The following is a 17,131-nucleotide window of genomic DNA, read 5'->3' as shown; positions in this document are numbered from 1 at the left end:
GTCCGGTGGTCCACCCGGTGGCGGGGACGGCGGAGGACACGAACGGCCCTGGTGGCGCTCGGTGCCCAAGGTGGCCGCGATCACCGCGGTGGTGGTGGCGGCGGTGGCGCTGGCCGTGGTGTTCACCCGGCCCGGCGGCGTCTCGGGCGGGAAGCAGGGCGAGCTGTTCCTGCAGACGGCGGGCAGCGCGGGACCGAACCCGTTCACGGGGTCGACGGCCGAGGAGACCGCCGCGCCCTCGGCGACACCGGCGCTGCCGACCCCCTCGACGACGGGGGGCACCGTACGGCAGGTCTACAGCGGCGGCATGCCCGGTCTGTACGGCGGCACGCGCGACGCCGCCAGCTGCGACGTGGAGAAGCAGATCAGCGCCCTGTCGTCGGACCCGTCGAAGAGCAGGGCGTTCGCCTCGGTGCTGGGCCTCGCGCCCGCGGGCGTCCCGGCGTACCTGCGCGGCCTGACCCCGCTTCAGCTCCGCGCGGACACGCGGGTCACCAACCACGGCTACCGCGACCGCCGGCCCACCGCCTTCCAGTCGGTGCTGCAGGCCGGGACCGCGGTCCTGGTGGACGACCGGGGGATGCCCCGGGTGCGCTGCGCCTGCGGCAATCCGCTGACCGGGCCGGTCGAGCAGAGGGACGGTGCCAGGACCGTCGGCCGGGCGTGGCCCGGTTACCAGCCGTCGAGGACGGTGGTGGTGGCCCCGGCGACCGAGCGGGTGAAGAGGTTCGTGGTCCGCGACCCGGGTACCGGCGAGTGGTTCACCCGCGAGAGCGGCGACGGCAAGGCATCCGGCGACACGCGGACCACACCCCCGCAGAACGCGCCTTCCGGCGGCCCGTCCGGGTCGCCGCAGGGTGGCTCACCGGCCGCCCCGGAGGAGGGCGGCGGTTCGACGGGCCCCTCCGCACCGACGGGGGAACAGGGCGGGACCGCCCCGCAGTCCCCGCCGCCCGGCACGGGCCCCGTTCCGCAGAGCCCGGTCCCCGGCACCCCCGGGCCGCCGGGAGGGGAGAGCCCCCCGCCCGGCGGTACCGCCCCCGGACAGCCGTCCGGCCCGGCCGCGTCCTAGGACACCGCCGGGCCGGGGCCGCCGTGCCTCAGCGCGTGGTGAAGTCGGCCATCATCGCCATGTCCTCGTGCTCGAGGTTGTGGCAGTGGATCATGAACTTGCCCGCGTAGTCGGTGAAGCGGACCGCCACCTCGACGGTCTCGCCCGGGCCCGTCGCCACCGTGTCCTTCCAGCCCGCGTCGAACGCGCCCGCCTTCTTGCCGTTGCGGGACAGCACGCGGAAGGCGTCCAGGTGCACGTGCACCGAATGGAAGAACACCGAGGTGAACTTCCAGATCTCGATCGTGCCGAGCTTGACGTCGGCCAGCGAGCGGCCGGGCTTGTACGGCAGGCCGTTGATCGTCCAGCCGTCGCGCGAGTGCCGGAACGCGAAGGTCCGGTGCGCCACGGCCTTGCGGGGGTCGAGGATGGTGGCGGGGCGGCGTGACAGCCGCTTGGGGATGTGGGTGTCGTCGTGCGGCTTCCGGGACGACGGCGAGACGTCGAAACGCATGACCTGCGCGGTGCTGCCGCTGCCGAACCGGTTGACCAGGCGCACCTTGGTACCGGGCCGGTAGCGGGCGAAGTCCACGATGACGTCGAAGCGTTCGGCGGGGGCGATGCGCAGGCTGTCGTGGGCCAGCGGGCTGCCCAGCAGTCCGCCGTCGCTGCCGATCTGCAGCAGGCCCTTGCCGCCCGGCGGCGGAGGGTCCAGCTCCAGGCGGAAGTCCCGTACGTTGCAGCCGTTGAGGAACCGCAGCCGGTAGCGCTGCCGCTTGACCCGGTGCACGGGCCACGGGGCGCCGTTGACCAGGATGACGTCGCCCATCATGCCGAAGTGATGTGCGTGCACGACGCCGGGCTTGTGCATGCCGGAGTCGACCGCGGGGTACATCAGCGCCCCGTTCTCGGCGAACGCCCGGTCCGCGAGCAGCAGCGGGATGTCGCGGGAACCGCGCGGCAGGTCGAGCTGGTCCTCCTCGTCGTCGGTCACGAGGTGGAACCCGGCCAGTCCGCGGTACACCGCCGGGCCGGTGTAGCCCATGCGGTGGTCGTGGTACCAGAGCGTCGCCGCGCGCTGCAGCATCGGATACGTGTAGCTGCGCTGGCCGTGGCTGAGCTGGCCGGCGGAGCCGTGCATCTCCGGCATGCCCTCCATCGCGTCGGCGTACGACATGCTGCTGCCGACGGGCATCGTCAGGTCGATCGGGTAGCCGTCGCTGTCGGAGGGCGTGTGGCCGCCGTGCAGGTGGACCACGGTCGGCTGGGGCAGTTCGTTGCGGTGCGTGACGATAGTGCGGCGCCCCGAGCGGGAGACGACCGTGGGCCCGGGGAAGAGGCCGTCGTACGTCCAGCAGTTGGTGCGCAGTCCCGGGAGGATCTCCAGTTTCGCCGCGCGCTGGGTCATCTGGTAGTAGTCGGTCGTCGCGGTCCGCAACATGGGCTCCAGGACCGGCGGGACCGGCAGGGGTACCTGGTACGGGCGCGGGAGCCGAGCCTTGCTCCGCAGGATCCCGCCCGGTGGTACATCGGCCAGCGGTGTACCCGCCCAGGCCCTGCTCGTCGCGCCCGCCCCGACGACGGCCGCCCCCGCGGCGAGAAAGCGGCGCCTGCCGATGCCTTCGATCACGTAGGGCTCCCAAAATGTGACGATTTGCGCAATTTATTGGTCGGCGTCACAATAGCCCGCCAGAGCCGCGCGCGATGGCGCCACACGCGGGCCCCGCGAACAACCTTCGGAGCCGCCCGCCACCCGTCCGGCCCCCGGTCCGGTCCGCCCCGCGCCCGGATCACGTCCGCCTGCGCCCCCGTCCCACGGTGTCGTGGCGGGGGTCCAGGACACCCGCGGCGATTCCGGCCAGGACCAGTCCGGCCGCCATCAGCAACCCCTGCGGGAGCACGATGCCGACGAGGATCCAGGCGAGCGCGACCGCCAGCAGGAACCAGCCCAGCCGCCGCCGGTACTCGCGCGGCGCGCACGGGCGCCCGGTGCGCAACCCCTCGGCGAAGCGGGGGTCGGTGCGCCGGGTCTCGGCCTCGATGTCCTCGATGGCCTTGTGCCGGTACGGCATGGTGTCCTCCTCCCGGAGCCGGGTGGGCCCTGTCCCCTCCACCGTCGCCCGCGCCCGCCCGCGGAACCATCGGGGCCGGCACCCAATCCCGGGGCGCGGAAATGGGTGCCGGCCCCGATGGCGGCGGCCCCCCGGCCCGGCGCAGGCTGGAAGCGGGACCCGGGTACCCACCACCCACGGCACGAGGAGCGCGGCAGGGCACGCGCAGGACGGCACGGCGATGGCGGCGGACAGTGGAGGAAAGCCCCCCCGAGGAAGGCGGGACCATGTCGCTCTACTGGCGGATCTTCCTGCTGAACGGCGCGGTGCTGGTCGTCGCCACGGTGCTCCTGCTCGGCCCCGTCACGGTCTCCACCCCCGTGCTGCTGGGCGAAGCGCTGGTGCTGGGCGTGGGACTGGTCGCCATGCTCGTCGCCAACGCCCTGCTGCTCCGGGTCGGGCTCGCACCGCTGCAGCGGCTGAGCCGGGCGATGAACTCCGCCGACCTGCTCCGTCCTGGGGGTCGCCCCGCCGTCACCGGATCGGGGGAGATGGCCGCCCTGATCACGACCTTCAACACCATGCTCGACCGCCTGGAGTCCGAGCGCGCCACCACCAGCGCCCGCGTGCTGACCGCCCAGGAGGACGAACGGCAGCGCATCGCCCAGGAACTCCACGACGAGGTCGGCCAGACCCTCACCGCCGTCGTGCTGCAACTGGGACACAGCGCCGACCTGGCCCCCGATCCCCTCAAGGACGACCTGCGGCAGGTGCAGGAGACCACCCGCGCCGGACTCGACGAGATCCGCCGCATCGCGCGCCGCCTGCGCCCCGGCGTCCTGGAGGAACTCGGCCTGCACAGTGCCCTGCGCGCCCTGGCCGGCGAGTTCACCGCCCCCGGGCTCACGGTCGTGGACCGCTTCGGGCCCGCGCTCCCCCCGTTCGGCCACGAGACCGAGCTGGTGCTCTACCGGGTCGCCCAGGAGGCGGTCACCAACGCGGCCCGCCACTCCGGCGCGGACCGGGTGGAGATCCACCTGGGCGCCGTTCCCGGAGGCGGGGCCGAGCTCCTGGTCAGGGACAACGGCAAAGGCATCGGCGAGGTCCCCGAGGGCTCCGGGATGCGCGGCATGCGCGAACGCGCGCTGCTCATCGGCGCCCGCCTGGCGGTCGGTGCCGCCCCCGGCGGCGGCACCGACGTCCGCCTGGACGTACCCGCTCCGGCGGCGGACGGCCCGCGATGACCGCCCCGCCGCGCACCCGGATCCTCCTCGCCGACGACCACGCGCTGGTTCGGCGGGGCGTCCGGCTGATCCTCGACGGCGAACCCGACCTGACCGTCGTCGCCGAGGCCGGTGACGGCGCCGAGGCCGTCGCCAAGGCCCGCGGGGAGCAGGTCGACCTGGCCGTCCTGGACATCGCCATGCCCCGCATGACCGGCCTGCAGGCCGCGCGGGAACTGAGCAGGCTCCGCCCGGACCTGCGCATCCTGATCCTGACCATGTACGACAACGAGCAGTACTTCTTCGAGGCCCTCAAGGCCGGGGCCAGCGGATACGTCCTGAAGTCCGTCGCCGACCGCGACCTGGTCGAGGCCTGCAGGGCCGCCGTGCGCGACGAGCCCTTCATCTACCCCGGCGCCGTCACCACCCTGATCCGCACCTACCTCGAACGTGCCCGCCAGGGCGAGCCCCTGCCCGCCCGCGCCATCACCGAACGCGAGGAGGAGATCCTCAAGCTCGTCGCCGAGGGCCACACGTCCCAGGAGATCGCCGGCCTGCTGTTCATCAGCGTCAAGACGGTCGAGCGCCACCGCGCCAACCTCCTGCAGAAGCTCGGCCTGCGCGACCGACTGGAACTCACGCGCTACGCGATCCGGGCCGGGCTCATCGAGCCCTGACCGCGACAGCGCTCAGGAGCCGGCGGAGCCCACGAGGAGCTTGTCGACCTCGCCCAGGAATGCGTCCAGGTCCTCCGGTGTGCGCGAGGTGACCAGCGGGTACCCCGCGGAGGCGTCGCTCACCACGGGTTCGTCGACCCAGGACGCGACGCCCGCGTTGAGCAGGTCGGTCCGCACCGAGGCGTACGAGGTCAGCGTCTTCCCCTTCGCGACGCCCGCCTCCACGAGCGCCCACGGGCCGTGGCAGATCGCCGCGATCGGACGCCCCGACGAGGCGAACGCGCGCACGACGTCCATCGCCTTCCCCTGGAGGCGGAGGTTGTCGGCGTTGATCGTGCCGCCCGGGATGAGCAGCAGGTCGAAACCGGTGGGGTCCACCTCGTCGAGGGTGGTGTCCGGCTCCACGACCTTGCCGGGATCCTTGTCCCCGACCAGGGTGCGTACGGCGTCGCGGCGCGTCGCGGCGACGGTGACCTCGGCGCCCTTGTCACGGAGGTGCTCGACGGGGACGACCAGCTCGTCCTGCTCGACCCCGTAGTTGGAGACGACCGCCAGGACGCGGCGGCCGCCCGGGAAATCTGCAGCCATGGGTTTTTCCCTCTTCTGTGGGCTTCTTGTGCGATATGGGCGCCTGCCCGGGGAGCGGGCCCGGGAAACCTGGCCGTCCAAGGGCCGCCGGAGGCGTCCACGAGCAGGACTCACTCGCCGGAGCCGGGGTAGGCGGACGGACGGGAAAGCGGAAGGGATCGGCCAGGGGCGGGCGAAGAGGGAGCCTGCGATGAGCGAAGCGCGGACACCGCTCGGGACCGATCAGCTCGAGGCCAGGGCACTCGGCCCCAGCGGACTCATGGACCTCCTGGGAGTCGCCGCGGTGCTGCTCGAGTCGGACGGGCGCATCGACATGTGGAGCCCGCAGGCGGAACAACTGTTCGGCTACACCGCGGGCGAGGCCGTCGGCCAGTACGCCGCGCCGCTGCTCGTCCGGCCCGAGCACCGCGGCGACGCCATGAGGCTGTTCGCGGAGGTGCTGGAGACCGGCCGCAGCTGGTCGGGAGCGTTCCCCGTGCGCCACAAGGACGGCAGCACCCGGCTGGCGGAGTTCCGCAACGTCCGCCTCACGGACAGCCGCGGCCGCGTCTACGCGCTGGGGATCGCCACCGACCGGCCCGTACTGCAGCGCCTGGAACGCGGCCTGGCCCTCTCCCTCCAGCTGGTCTCCCAGTCCCCGATCGGGCTCGCCGTGCTCGACACCGACCTGCGCTACCTCTCCGTCAACCCCGCCCTCGCCGAGATGCACGGCCTCGCCGAGGGCGACCACATCGGGCGCCCCTTCCGCGAGGTGCTCCCCGGGGCCAGGTTCCGCATGGCGGAGGACGCGATCCGGCAGGTCCTGCGGACGGGCACACCGATCGTCGACCGGTACGTCGTCGGCCATACGCCCGCGGACCCCGCCACCGACCGCGCCTGGTCGGTTTCGTACTTCCGGCTGGAGGACGGGAACGGGCACGTCCTGGGCATCGCCACCTCCGTGGTGGACGTCACCGACCGGCACCGTTCCGCCCAGGAGGCCGACCGCGCCCGGGCGCGACTCGCCGTGATCGCCGACAGCTCCGCCCGGATCGGCACGTCCCTGGACGTGGAGGACACCGCCCGGGAACTCGCCGACGTCGTCGTCCCCGAACTCGCCGACTTCGCCGCCGTCGACGTCCTCGACTCCGCGCTGCGCGACGACGGCGGCGAGCCCGGCCACGACCGCCCCCGCTTCCGCGCACTGTCCTCCAAGTGCACCGAGGCCAGTGAGGCGGCAGGGGCCTTCGGCCGGCCCGGCCGCCTCGTCTCCTACGGCCCCGACCACCTGGCCGCCCGGTGCCTGGACACCGGCCGCCCCGGCCTGATCACCCACGCCGACGAGCGGAGCCTGGTGCACATCGCCCGCGACCCCGACGCCGCCGCGCTGCTGGCCCGGGCGGGCGTCCACACGGCCATGGCGGTACCGCTCATCGCCCGCGGCCGGATCCTCGGCGTCCTCGGCCTGGCCCGGGCCCGCACCCCGCAGCCCTTCGACGAGGACGACCAGACCCTCGCCTGCGAACTGGCCTCCCGCGCCGCCGTGTCCATCGACAACGCCCGCCTCCACCAGCAACTGCGCAGCACCGCCGAGACCCTTCAGCGCAGCCTCCTCCCGCGACTTCCCTCGGCCCACCCCCGCCTCGAACTCGCCGCCCGCTACTGCGCGGCGCAGGCCAGCAGCGAGGTGGGCGGCGACTGGTACGACGTGATCCCCTTCGACGACGGCAGGGTCGCCCTCGTCATCGGCGACGTCATGGGCAGCGGCGTCCCCGCGGCGACCACCATGGGACGCCTGCGCACCGCGACCTCCACCCTCGCGGGCCTCGACCTCGACCCCGCCCAGGTCCTCGGCCACCTCGACCGGATCACCCACGGGCTGGACCCCTACATCGCGACCTGCGTCTACGCGATCCACGACCCCGGTCGCGGAGTCTGCCACCTCGCCAACGCCGGCCACCTGCCCCCGGTCGTCGTCCGCGCCGGCAAGCGCCCGGAACTGCTCGAACTGCCCACCGGCACCCCCCTGGGGGTCGGCGGCGTGCCCTTCGAGAGCACCACCGTCGACCTCGTCCCTGGCGACCGCCTCGTCCTCTACACCGACGGTCTGGTCGAGACCCGCGACCGCGCCATCGACGAGCGCCTCGACGACCTCCTCCGCCTCCTGGACGCCCCCGACGAACCGGTCGAGCAAACCTGCGACCGCCTCCTCGCCGCGCTGCGCCACCCCGCCGACCGCGACGACGTGGCCCTCCTCATCGCGCGCCCGAAGGATGCGTGACGGGCGCCATCTCCTCACGGTGGCTCGCGCTGACGGCCACGGACATGGGCGAGCAGCGCCCCGACCGTGCGGACGGCGTCCACCACCTCGACGGCAGGTTCACCACGGACGGGCCCGGCCTCCACCGCGCGGAGCGCCGGCGGTCCGAGTCAGGTGTGTCCGTACCCTGCGGGCATGGAGCTGGTCGCTGGTCCACCGAGCCGGTGGCATGTGGAACTCGTCGCAGGCCCGTCGTCGAGTTGTGGGCCGATGGATTCTCTGAGGCGCACGGCGAGTACGTGTTCAGCAACCTCGTTCGGCTGCCGGTGCCCGACCAAGACCACGCAGATGTGACGGCGAGGACAACCACGGACCCGGAGCGTGTGGGCGTGGCGGTGGCCCGCATCGCGGTGGGGTCCGTGACCTCGATCCACTCCGCCTCGAGGCCGCTTCGCTCTGCGAGCTGCGAATGCCCTGCTCCCGGCGGACGGGGGATGAGGGCGTGATGTCCGTCCTCCGGACCGAGGTGGCTCGGTGGACCCATCCCTTGTCATGATCGCCGAATGAGTCATGACCAGCGCAGGGCACCTTCCAAGGTGGGCGACGACCGTTCGTCGCTGACCTCGTTCCTCGACTATCAACGCGCCACGCTGGCCATGAAGTGCGAGGGGCTGACCGGCGCCCAGCTGAAGGAGAAGGCGGTGCCGACTTCAGGCCTGTCCCTGCTGGGCCTTGTCAGGCATGCAGCGGAGGTCGAACGCAGTTGGTTCGCGGTGTTGAGCGACGAGCGGCGTGCGGCACTGTGGCCCGCGGTCGATGGCGTCTTCGGGGAATTCCATGTGGACGGCGCCGACGTCGACGAGGCGTTCGCATGGTGGCGTGAGGCGTGCGAACGCTCGCGTGCTGTTGCGGACGCCTTCCGGTCGCTCGACGACACGGTGGAGTTTCGGGGGGAGACGATCTCACTTCGCTACGTGCTCACCCACATGATCGAGGAGTACGCACGGCACAACGGCCACGCCGATCTGCTGCGCGAGGCGATCGACGGAGCCGTCGGCGAGTAGCGCCGGAGCTCCGGACCGTTCACAGGGCGGTACGCCGACCGCGACGACGTGGCCCTCTTCATCGCGCGCCCGAAGCATGCGTGACGGGCGTCGCGGTCAGCACCTATGCCGCGGCATGAACCAGCCGGACCGCGCCGATCGTCGTGCCGATCACACCGAAGACGGCACCCACGGCCCTCAGCACCACGGGAGCGAGGACGGCGCCGGCCCTCGGATGACGCGCCGCACAGCGGTGAAGCCGGCCCGCCGCACCGCCCACGTTGAGCGCCACCAGCAGCAGGGCCACCCCCAACCCGAGGTCGTAGGCCGCCCTGAACCCAGCACTCATCGCGGATCCCCTCCTCCGGTTCCGCGGACGCCCGGTCGGTCGCCGTGGAGCCGCCCACCCTAGCCATGACGGTGACGGCTCGTCGCAGGTGCGTTCATCGGTGGACGGGCCCGCCGTCAGACGCTGCCGGGTCGTACATCACCGATGGGAACGTCCAGCACGCGCAGTCCGCGGGCGACTTGAGTACCCACGGCCACAAGGGCGACCACTGCCGTCAGGAGCAGCATCGCGGTGGTCGGGCCGAACGCGGATGACAGGATTCCCGCGGAGAGGGGGCCCAGCCATCGCAGTGAGGAGGCGCCGAAGTCGATCGCGCTGCTGACCCGGCCCATGAGTTCGTCCGGGATCATCCGGGTCTCGTACGTGGCGAAGATGACGTTGATCGGCGACACCAGGAACAGCAGCACGGCCACCAGCACACCTATCAGCCACGGCAGCGGGACGACCCCGATCGCCGCGAAAACCACCACGGTGACCCACGAGAGCAGGACCACGATGGCACGGCCGTGGAAGCGCCTGGTGACACGGCCTGCGAAGACGGCTCCGGCGAGACCTCCGACAGCACCGATCGAATTCACCCAGCCCACAAGCATCGGGCCGCCACCGTGACCACGGACCAGCACGATCACCAGGAGGAACATGCCGGCCACCGCTGCGTTGAACGTGGCGGTGTAGATCGTCAGGAACCGCAGATAGGCATCACGGCGAACGTATGCGAGTCCCGTGCGGATGCTCGCCACGACGGACTCCCTCCGCGCTTCCCTGACGTCCGGCCCCAGCGGCTGACGGATCAACAGCACACCCAGGGCACTCACAAGGAAGGAGACGGCGTCCCCGAGGAACGGCACCCAACGCGCAAGGGAAAACAGGAAGCCCCCGGTAGGAGGCGCAGCCAGTCTGACCGCCATGTCGCGACCCTGCATCTGCGAGAAGGCCGTCGGAAGCTGCTCTGGCGGCACAATTCGCCGAAGGGCCGGACGAGACGCACCGGAGGTCAATCCCCCGACAAAGCCCTGGAACAGCCCGATCGCAGCGACATACGCGACATTGACCTGGTCGAAGGCCACAGCCCAGCAGACGGAGCCGACCGCGACAGCCTGCATCAGGGAACCTGCCAGGAGAAGCATGCGCCGTGAACGGCGGTCGGCGAGCGAGCCGCCGACCAGCATCGTCGTGAGGGCGCCGATGCTCACGGTCGAGCCGACGATACCCGCACTGGCTGCGGATCCGGTCGCTGTGAGGATCAGAAGCGGATACGCAAAGGCCGACAGAGCGGTACCGAATCCCGACACCGTCTCACCGACCCACCACCCCACGTAGTCCCGGTTGCGCCACAGCGCGTTCGACGGGGGTGCGGATTCCTGCTGGACCAGGGCATCGTGACGGGCCGTCATGCGCAGAGCTTAGAGGAGCCCCTCGTGCCGTCACGGAGGCTTTGCGGTCGCCCCACGACACGCTGGAGCCGTCGGCGGGTAGGGCCGGCGGCCCGGGCCCTCCCTTGAGCGGCCCGCCGGTGATTGCCTCAGGGCGTACGCCGTGCTCGCCCTGCTCGTGAGTGCCGGAGCCGCCGGTGGGGCCCTGGCCCTCGTTTCCGCGGCGTTCCTGGCCTGAGGCTCAGGCCCGCGGCCCGCGGCCCGCGGCCCGCTCGGAAGGCGCGGACGCGCAGCCGGGGCCGCGGGTCAGGCACGCCCCTCCTTCCAGGAGATGTCCTCGCCGCTGTGTCCCAGGGACCGGGTCTTCCAGGCGCGCATGTCGCGGCGCAGGGCGCCGCCCGTGGCGTCCCCGGTCGGGCCGGGGACGCCACGGGCGGCGTGGGGTGTCAGGTGGTGCTGAAGGTGAACCAGTTGACGTTCACGAAGTCGGCCGGCTGGCCGCTGCTGAACGTCAGGTACACGTCGTGCTTGCCGGTGATGCCCGAGATGTTCGCGGGGATCGTCGTCCAGCTCTGCCAGCCGCCGGTGTTGGCGACGGAGAAGCTGCCGATCGGGGCGTTGCTCCGGCTGTCCAGCCGGACCTCGACCAGGCCGCTCACGCCGCCCGCGGCCCCGGAGGCGACCCGGGCCTTGAACTGCCGGGCCGTGGTCGTCCCGAAGTCGACGCCCGGGTAGAGCGCCCAGTCGCCGTTCGCGAGCGAGGCGAGGTTCTGGCCGCCGCCGCTGTCCGCCGTCGTCTCGACGGTCGTGCCGGACTGCTGCGAGTACGACTCGGCCTGGAGGGTGCCGTAGGCGCTGCCCGTGCCCCCGGTCGGCGGGGGAGAGGTCGGGGGCTGGGTGCTACCGCCGCCGGAGCTGTAGACCGCGACGTAGTCGACCAGCATGGGTACGCCCGAGACCGTGGAGGCCGTCGGAGTCTTGTACCCCGCCACCGGGTCGGGGAAGGCCCCGCCCATCGCGACGTTCAGCAGGATGAAGTGGCCGTGGCCCGTGGCCGCGTTCCAGGTGGACGCGTCCATCTGGCTCGCGCTCACCGAGTGGAACTGGACCCCGTCGACGTACCAGCGCAGCTGCTGGGGGCTGACGCTGCGGTCCCACTCGAAGGCGAAGGTGTGGAAGTTGCCCTGGCAGGCGCTGCCGGGGCAGGCGCGGGTGGTGCCGAGGCCGCTGGTCTCGTTGCAGGGGCCGCCCGGGTTGGTGCCGCAGTGCAGCGTGCCCCAGACCTGGTTGACGCCGTTCACGTTCTCCATCAGGTCGAACTCGCCGATGGACGGCCAGTTCCAGTAGTTGCCCCGGTACGGCGCGCCCAGCGTCCAGAAGGCCGGCCAGTAGCCGGCCGCGGCCGCGCCGGTGACGTTCGGCATCTGGATGCGGGACTCGATGCGGAGCTTGCCGCCCGACGGGGGCTCGAAGTCGCTGCGGCGGGTCTCGACGCGCCCGGAGGTCCAGTTCCCCGCGGAGTCCCGGATCGGGGTGATGCGCAGGTTGCCCGAGCCGTCCTGGCGGAGGTTGGCGGTGTTGGAGGTGTAGGTCTGCACCTCGCCGGTGCCCCAGTTGGCGGCGCCGCCGGGGTAGCTGGTGCCGGTGTCGATGATCCAGTTGTCGCCGGACGGGAGGGTGTTGGCGGCCCCGCTGAAGTCGTCGCTCCAGACGGTGGTCCAGCCGGACGGTGCCGGCGGGACGGCGGCCCTGGCCGAGCCGAGCAGGCCCAGGCAGAGCGCGGCCACGGTGGCTGCAGCGGCCACCATCAGGGTGAGCGGTCCGGCGGCGTGGCGCCTGCCGGTGGTCGTACGCGCGGTCACGGGTGATGCCTCCTCGGGATCGGTGCCGGGGAAGGGTGCGGTTCCGGGTGGAGAGCGGCTGAGAGCGCTCTCATATGGCGGGAACACCTTCCCGCCAGGGTGAACCGCGGTCAATACAGGGAACAAAAGAAGTCGCGCGCGGTTTCCTGCCTTCACTGCTTGGAGTCAGTGGCGTCGGCCGCGGGCGGCCCGGCTTGTGCTGCGGGCGGGAAACGGCAGCCGGGGGGCGGGCGTTGGGGGCCGCCAGTGGCGTGGTCAGGTGGTCCTGTCGACCACGTTCGCGCTGCTGAGAGCGCTCTCACCGTGAGGGCGATGGTCCCGGTGGACATCACTCCGGCCGAATCCGGCGGTCATGAAACGCGAAGACCTGGGTAGCCGATCCATGGAGGAATGGGGGTGAATGCGATGCCGGCAGGTTCACGTCGGAGGCGTGGACGGCAGGCGACGCCGACGGCCGGTCCGGCTGAGCGAGGCCCGGCGTGACCGCGCACCGTGCGGTCACCGCCCCGGGGCTCGCACCCCCGGTGCCACCGGCCCGGCACAGGGCAACGGCGACCAGGGCCGCGTAAGGGAGTACAACATGATCATCCTCGGTATCATCCTGCTCATCATCGGATTCCTCGCCGGAATCTCCATCCTGTGGACCCTGGGAGCCATCCTCGTGGTCATCGGCCTCGTGCTCTGGGTCCTGGGTGCCATGGGACACGCCGTCGCGGGGCGCCGCCACTACTACTGACGGCCGGTGAGCCCGAGCACGTGCCGCGCCCCGTGTCCCCGAGGGCGCGGCACCCTCATGGGCATGGGTCGCCCGGATGGGCTGCCTGCAGTGGTCACCTGCGCGCGCGGGGGATTGGTTGTGATATGTCCCCCCGACGCCCAGGTGCACTGGAGTATTCGCATGGAATCCGGTTCCTCCGCGCACAACTGCCCCTTCGACTTCGCCGAAGCCCTCGAGTTCGATCCGCAGCTGAAGCGCTTCATGGAGAACGAGCAGATCTCCCGCATCAAGCTGCCGCACGGCGAGGGTGAGGCCTGGCTCGTCACGCGGTACGAGGACGTGCGGACGGTGACGACCGACCGGCGTTTCAGCCGCGCCGCCGTCGTCGGCAAGGACTTCCCCCGCATGACGCCGGAGCCGATCGTCCAGGACGAGGCCATCAACGTGATGGACCCGCCGGACAGCAGCCGGCTGCGCTCGCTGGTCTCCAAGGGCTTCACGCCCCGGAACGTCGAGCACATGCGCCCCAGCATCGAGCGGGTCGTCACCGAACTGCTCGACGGCATGGAGGAGAGCGGCTCCCCGGCCGACCTCGTGGAGCACCTCGCGGCGCCGCTCCCGCTGGCCGCCATCTGCGAGGTGCTCGACATCCCCGACGAGGACAGCTGGGAGCTGCGGGGCCACGCCCGCACCATGATGGACTTCAGCCCCGACAACCGGGACAACGCCGTCCACTCCAAGGCCTACCTGCGGGAGTACTTCACCAAGCTCACCGCCGAACGGCGCGCCCGCCCGGGCGACGACCTGGTCAGCGTGCTGGCCACCGCCCGTGACGGGGACGAGATCCTCAACGACAAGGAACTCGCCGTCATGGCCATGGTCCTGCTCATCACGGGCCAGGACACCACGTCGAACGAGATCGGCAACATCGCCTACACCCTGCTCACCCGCCCGCGCGAGCTGGCCATGCTGCGCGAGCAGCCGGACCGCATCCCGCAGGCCATCGAGGAGATGCTGCGGTACATCCCGTTCCGCAAGGGCGTCGGCATCCCGCGGATCGCCGTCGAGGACGTGGAGATGGGCGGCGTGCTGATCCGGGCCGGCGACGTCGTCCACGTCTCGTACCTGACCGCGAACCGCGACCCGGAGAAGTTCGACCGTCCCGACGAGCTGGACCTGGACCGCGCCGGTACGCCCCACATGACCTTCGGCTGGGGCGGTCACCACTGCCTCGGCGCGCCGCTGGCGACCATGGAGCTGCAGGTGGCCTTCAGGGAGCTGTTGCGCCGCTTCCCGGACCTGAGGCTGGCCAAGCCCGCCGACGAGGTCCGCTGGAGCGCCACGTCGATCTGGCGCTACCCGGTGGCCCTGCACGTCGCCTGGTGACCTGTGTCCGCTCCGGCCCCGCTCCGGCCTCCGTCCCGGCCCCGCACCCGCACGGGTGCGGGGCCGGTTCCGTCGCGTTCTCCCTCGTGACGGCGGGTGCGGGCCGCTCCGACATGCGAAATCCGCCCAAGTGACGTACGTTTTCCTGGTGGACGCAAATCTGAACAGGCCATGAATCCACTTCGACAGCAGCCGGTCCCCTTTTGTGAACCGTCTTTTGCCGGGACCTCGTGAACGTCAGGCCTTCTGTGGGCGCGCACATGAAATGCGCTCGTACCCCCTACCGCATTTTCGTGACAGGTACGGGCCTGCTCCGGAAATCCCGGAGCAGCGCGCCACATGGACCATAGCCCGCCGAGGGGCAGGAAATGGAGCCACGCATGGCTGTTCTGTGCAAGCCGGTGATCTCGGTTCCCGACAACGTTATCACCTGCGAACAAACGCTTGAGCTGGCACGACGGCTGCACAAGGACCACCCGCAACTCGGCCTGACCCTCAGGCTCATTGAGAACACGGGTGTTCAGAAGCGGCACCTGATCCAGCCGATCGAAGAGGTGCTCAAACATCCGGGTTTCGACGTACGCAGCCAGATCTACGAGGCGGAGTCGAAGGCGCGGGTACCGGCCGTCATACGACAGGCGTTGGACCAGGCCGAGTTGGAGCCCGACGAGATCGACATCATCGTGTACGTCTCGTGCACGGGCTTCATGATGCCGTCGCTGACGGCGTGGCTCATCAACAAGATGGGATTCCGCCACGACACCCGCCAGCTGCCCATCGCGCAGCTCGGTTGTGCGGCAGGAGGCGCGGCCATCAACCGCGCCCACGACTTCTGCACGGCGTACCCGGAGGCCAACGCCCTGATCGTGGCATGCGAGTTCTGCTCGCTGTGCTACCAGCCCACGGACCTCAGCGTCGGAACGCTGCTGTCCAACGGGCTGTTCGGCGACGGCATCGCCGCCGCCGTGGTCCGGGGCAGCGGCGGCACCGGGATGCGGCTGGAGCGCAACGCCTCCTACCTCATCCCGAACACCGAGGAGTGGATCTCCTACGCGGTGCGCCAGACGGGCTTCCACTTCCAGCTCGACAAGCGCGTACCCGGCACCATGGAGCCCCTGGCACCGGTGCTGCGCCAGGTCGCGGAGGACCACGCGTGGAACGCCGCCAAGCTGGACTACTACATCATCCACGCCGGCGGTCCCCGCATCCTGGACGACCTCTGCCGCTTCCTCGGGGTCCCGCCGGAGTCGTTCCGCTTCAGCCGGGCCACGCTGACCGAGTACGGCAACATCGCGAGCGCCGTCGTCCTCGACGCCCTGTACCGGATGTTCGAGGAGGGCTCCGCCCTCGACGGGCACCGCGGACTGCTGGCGGGCTTCGGCCCGGGCATCACCGCGGAGATGGTCCTGGGGACCTGGGTCACCAACGGGCTCGACGCCACGATGACGCCCCAGCACTCCTACGGGGAGTACGACGTCATCACCTGAGGCCGCGGCCCCGGTGACGGTCAGGGCCGGCGGTGGCCGGGTCGCCATGGCGTCCCCCCATCCGCCGGCCCGGCCCCACCGGCCGGGTGAGGCCCGTTCAGCCTTGCGACGCGACGGCCGCGCGGCCGTCGCGTCGCGCCCGTTTCCCCGGGCCCGTCACGCGGGGGCTGTCACGCGGGGCCCGTCACGCGGGGACCGCCCGCTCGCGGGCGGTCACGAAGCCCACCACGGCCTCCGCGAAGCGGCCGGGCTCCTCGATGTGGCCGAAGTGCCCGCTGTTCTCCAGGACCAGCAGCTCCGATTGGGGGATCAGCTCGTGCAGTTCACCGGCCCAGCGCATCCCGCAGACCACGTCGTACCGGCCCACCACGACCAGCGCCGGCACGGTGAGCGCCCCCAACCGCCCGCGGTCGTCGACGGCATCGGGGACCAGGTCCTCGCCCAGCCCCGAGATGTGCGTGCCCGACACCGCGGCGCTCAGGGGCGCGAACTCCTCCTCCCGGCCCCAGTAGTCCGCGAAGTAGGCGGGCAGCAGCCCCTTGAGGACCGCCGTCATACCCGCGTCGTCGGAGATGGCGGACACCTTCTGGAAGGCTTCCAGGACCTCCGGCAGACCGGGGTGACCGGCGTGCCGGGCGGCGAACTCCTCGACCATGCGCATCGCCTCGGCGCCGTGCTCGGGGCCGGTGACCGGCGCGCTGTCGTACAGGACGATCCCGGCGACACGCGCGGGCCGGTGCAGCGCGTGGTACTGGACGACGAAGCCGCCGTGCGAATGCCCCAGGAGGTGCACGCGAGGGGCGCCCAGGTGGTCGACGAGCGCGTCCAGGAACCGGCTGTAGCGCTCACGGGTGTAGCCGTGCGGGTGCGAGGGGAGACGGCCCGAGCCGCCGGTGCCGACCGGCTCCGGGTAGACGACCGTCAGGTGCCGTTCGACCTCGGGCATGCGCAGGTACTCCCAGAACACGCCCGGCCCGCCGGAGTGCGCGATGCACACAGGTCCGGTGCCGTGGACGTGGTAACGCTGGGCCACCCCGTCCACCTCGAAGGTGTGGGTGCCGGGGGACAGGGGGTCGATCAGGGG

Annotated in this window: 15 protein-coding genes; 8 read left to right on the top strand and 7 right to left on the bottom strand. The window is 71.6% G+C overall.

What is annotated here, in order from left to right:
• On the top strand, positions 1-1,072 hold a 1,072-nt coding region (locus tag PV341_RS34830), incomplete at its 5' end, for a DUF6777 domain-containing protein (RefSeq protein WP_500359927.1).
• A gap of 28 nt (positions 1,073-1,100) precedes the next feature.
• Here the strand turns inward: PV341_RS34830 and PV341_RS34825 are convergent.
• Both PV341_RS34825 and PV341_RS34820 read right to left on the bottom strand, forming a co-directional pair.
• Complete coding sequence (locus tag PV341_RS34825) at positions 1,101-2,681, bottom strand: multicopper oxidase family protein (protein ID WP_500328870.1); 1,581 nt, start codon at positions 2,679-2,681, stop codon at positions 1,101-1,103.
• Between the two features lie 160 nt (positions 2,682-2,841).
• Positions 2,842-3,123 (bottom strand): DUF3040 domain-containing protein, encoded by a 282-nt coding sequence (locus PV341_RS34820; RefSeq protein ID WP_500359926.1) that lies wholly within the window; start codon positions 3,121-3,123, stop codon positions 2,842-2,844.
• Positions 3,124-3,389: 266 nt separating this feature from the next.
• Here PV341_RS34820 and PV341_RS34815 point away from each other — a divergent pair, with 266 nt between their 5' ends.
• Positions 3,390-4,346: a HAMP domain-containing sensor histidine kinase gene (locus PV341_RS34815; RefSeq protein ID WP_500328868.1), complete on the top strand. Its 957-nt coding sequence runs from the start codon at positions 3,390-3,392 to the stop codon at positions 4,344-4,346.
• Entirely contained in the window at positions 4,343-5,002 is a 660-nt protein-coding gene (locus PV341_RS34810; RefSeq protein ID WP_500328867.1) for a response regulator, read from the top strand. The genes PV341_RS34815 and PV341_RS34810 overlap by 4 nt, the downstream gene beginning before the upstream one ends.
• Before the next feature lie 12 nt (positions 5,003-5,014).
• Here the strand turns inward: PV341_RS34810 and PV341_RS34805 are convergent, their stop codons facing one another.
• Positions 5,015-5,590 carry a type 1 glutamine amidotransferase domain-containing protein gene (locus tag PV341_RS34805; protein WP_500328866.1) on the bottom strand — a complete coding sequence of 192 codons (576 nt, stop codon included), beginning with the start codon at positions 5,588-5,590 and terminating at the stop codon, positions 5,015-5,017.
• Between the two features lie 190 nt (positions 5,591-5,780).
• Here PV341_RS34805 and PV341_RS34800 point away from each other — a divergent pair, with 190 nt between their 5' ends.
• Positions 5,781-7,850, top strand: a complete 2,070-nt coding sequence (locus tag PV341_RS34800) for a SpoIIE family protein phosphatase (protein ID WP_500328865.1) — start codon at positions 5,781-5,783, stop codon at positions 7,848-7,850.
• Positions 7,851-8,392: 542 nt separating this feature from the next.
• On the top strand, positions 8,393-8,893 hold the full coding sequence (locus PV341_RS34795; RefSeq protein WP_500328864.1) for a DinB family protein: 501 nt from the start codon (positions 8,393-8,395) through the stop codon (positions 8,891-8,893).
• A gap of 103 nt (positions 8,894-8,996) precedes the next feature.
• Here PV341_RS34795 and PV341_RS34790 read toward each other — a convergent pair whose 3' ends face one another.
• The 3 genes from PV341_RS34790 to PV341_RS34780 form a co-directional block, all read right to left on the bottom strand.
• Positions 8,997-9,221 carry a hypothetical protein gene (locus PV341_RS34790; protein ID WP_500328863.1) on the bottom strand — a complete coding sequence of 75 codons (225 nt, stop codon included), beginning with the start codon at positions 9,219-9,221 and terminating at the stop codon, positions 8,997-8,999.
• A 116-nt stretch (positions 9,222-9,337) separates the two neighbouring features.
• A complete protein-coding gene (locus PV341_RS34785) occupies positions 9,338-10,615 on the bottom strand; it encodes an MFS transporter (protein WP_500328862.1) in 1,278 nt (425 codons plus the stop codon).
• A gap of 425 nt (positions 10,616-11,040) precedes the next feature.
• Complete coding sequence (locus PV341_RS34780) at positions 11,041-12,402, bottom strand: glycoside hydrolase family 16 protein (protein ID WP_500359929.1); 1,362 nt, start codon at positions 12,400-12,402, stop codon at positions 11,041-11,043.
• 634 nt (positions 12,403-13,036) lie between these two features.
• Between PV341_RS34780 and PV341_RS34775 the strand changes: the two genes are divergently transcribed.
• The 3 genes from PV341_RS34775 (at position 13,037) to PV341_RS34765 (ending at position 16,047) form a co-directional block, all read left to right on the top strand.
• Positions 13,037-13,192: a DUF6131 family protein gene (locus tag PV341_RS34775; RefSeq protein WP_499509195.1), complete on the top strand. Its 156-nt coding sequence runs from the start codon at positions 13,037-13,039 to the stop codon at positions 13,190-13,192.
• Between the two features lie 162 nt (positions 13,193-13,354).
• The gene (locus PV341_RS34770) at positions 13,355-14,560 is read left to right on the top strand and encodes a cytochrome P450 (protein ID WP_500328861.1); all 1,206 of its coding nucleotides are present in this window, start codon (positions 13,355-13,357) and stop codon (positions 14,558-14,560) included.
• 380 nt (positions 14,561-14,940) lie between these two features.
• Complete coding sequence (locus PV341_RS34765; RefSeq protein ID WP_499509193.1) at positions 14,941-16,047, top strand: type III polyketide synthase; 1,107 nt, start codon at positions 14,941-14,943, stop codon at positions 16,045-16,047.
• A 184-nt stretch (positions 16,048-16,231) separates the two neighbouring features.
• Here PV341_RS34765 and PV341_RS34760 read toward each other — a convergent pair.
• A partial coding sequence (locus PV341_RS34760) for an alpha/beta fold hydrolase (protein ID WP_500359925.1) occupies positions 16,232-17,131 on the bottom strand: 900 nt, incomplete at its 5' end.

Source organism: Streptomyces sp. PA03-1a (assembly GCF_033792805.1).
In the GTDB taxonomy this organism is placed as follows: Bacteria; Actinomycetota; Actinomycetes; order Streptomycetales; family Streptomycetaceae; genus Actinacidiphila.
The sequence above is the reverse complement of the archived record's forward strand: the minus strand, read 5'-3'. Positions and strand labels throughout refer to the sequence as shown.

Excerpts from the sequence above, each read along its gene's own strand:
- PV341_RS34780 (WP_500359929.1), bottom strand. The coding sequence starts at position 12,402 with ATGGTGGCCGCTGCAGCCACCGTGGCCGCGCTCTGCCTGGGCCTGCTC.
- PV341_RS34765 (WP_499509193.1), top strand. The coding sequence starts at position 14,941 with ATGGCTGTTCTGTGCAAGCCGGTGATCTCGGTTCCCGACAACGTTATC.
- PV341_RS34800 (WP_500328865.1), top strand. The coding sequence starts at position 5,781 with ATGAGCGAAGCGCGGACACCGCTCGGGACCGATCAGCTCGAGGCCAGG.
- PV341_RS34795 (WP_500328864.1), top strand. The coding sequence starts at position 8,393 with ATGAGTCATGACCAGCGCAGGGCACCTTCCAAGGTGGGCGACGACCGT.
- PV341_RS34775 (WP_499509195.1), top strand. The coding sequence starts at position 13,037 with ATGATCATCCTCGGTATCATCCTGCTCATCATCGGATTCCTCGCCGGA.
- PV341_RS34820 (WP_500359926.1), bottom strand. The coding sequence starts at position 3,123 with ATGCCGTACCGGCACAAGGCCATCGAGGACATCGAGGCCGAGACCCGG.
- PV341_RS34785 (WP_500328862.1), bottom strand. The coding sequence starts at position 10,615 with ATGACGGCCCGTCACGATGCCCTGGTCCAGCAGGAATCCGCACCCCCG.
- PV341_RS34805 (WP_500328866.1), bottom strand. The coding sequence starts at position 5,590 with ATGGCTGCAGATTTCCCGGGCGGCCGCCGCGTCCTGGCGGTCGTCTCC.
- PV341_RS34790 (WP_500328863.1), bottom strand. The coding sequence starts at position 9,221 with ATGAGTGCTGGGTTCAGGGCGGCCTACGACCTCGGGTTGGGGGTGGCC.
- PV341_RS34810 (WP_500328867.1), top strand. The coding sequence starts at position 4,343 with ATGACCGCCCCGCCGCGCACCCGGATCCTCCTCGCCGACGACCACGCG.
- PV341_RS34815 (WP_500328868.1), top strand. The coding sequence starts at position 3,390 with ATGTCGCTCTACTGGCGGATCTTCCTGCTGAACGGCGCGGTGCTGGTC.
- PV341_RS34770 (WP_500328861.1), top strand. The coding sequence starts at position 13,355 with ATGGAATCCGGTTCCTCCGCGCACAACTGCCCCTTCGACTTCGCCGAA.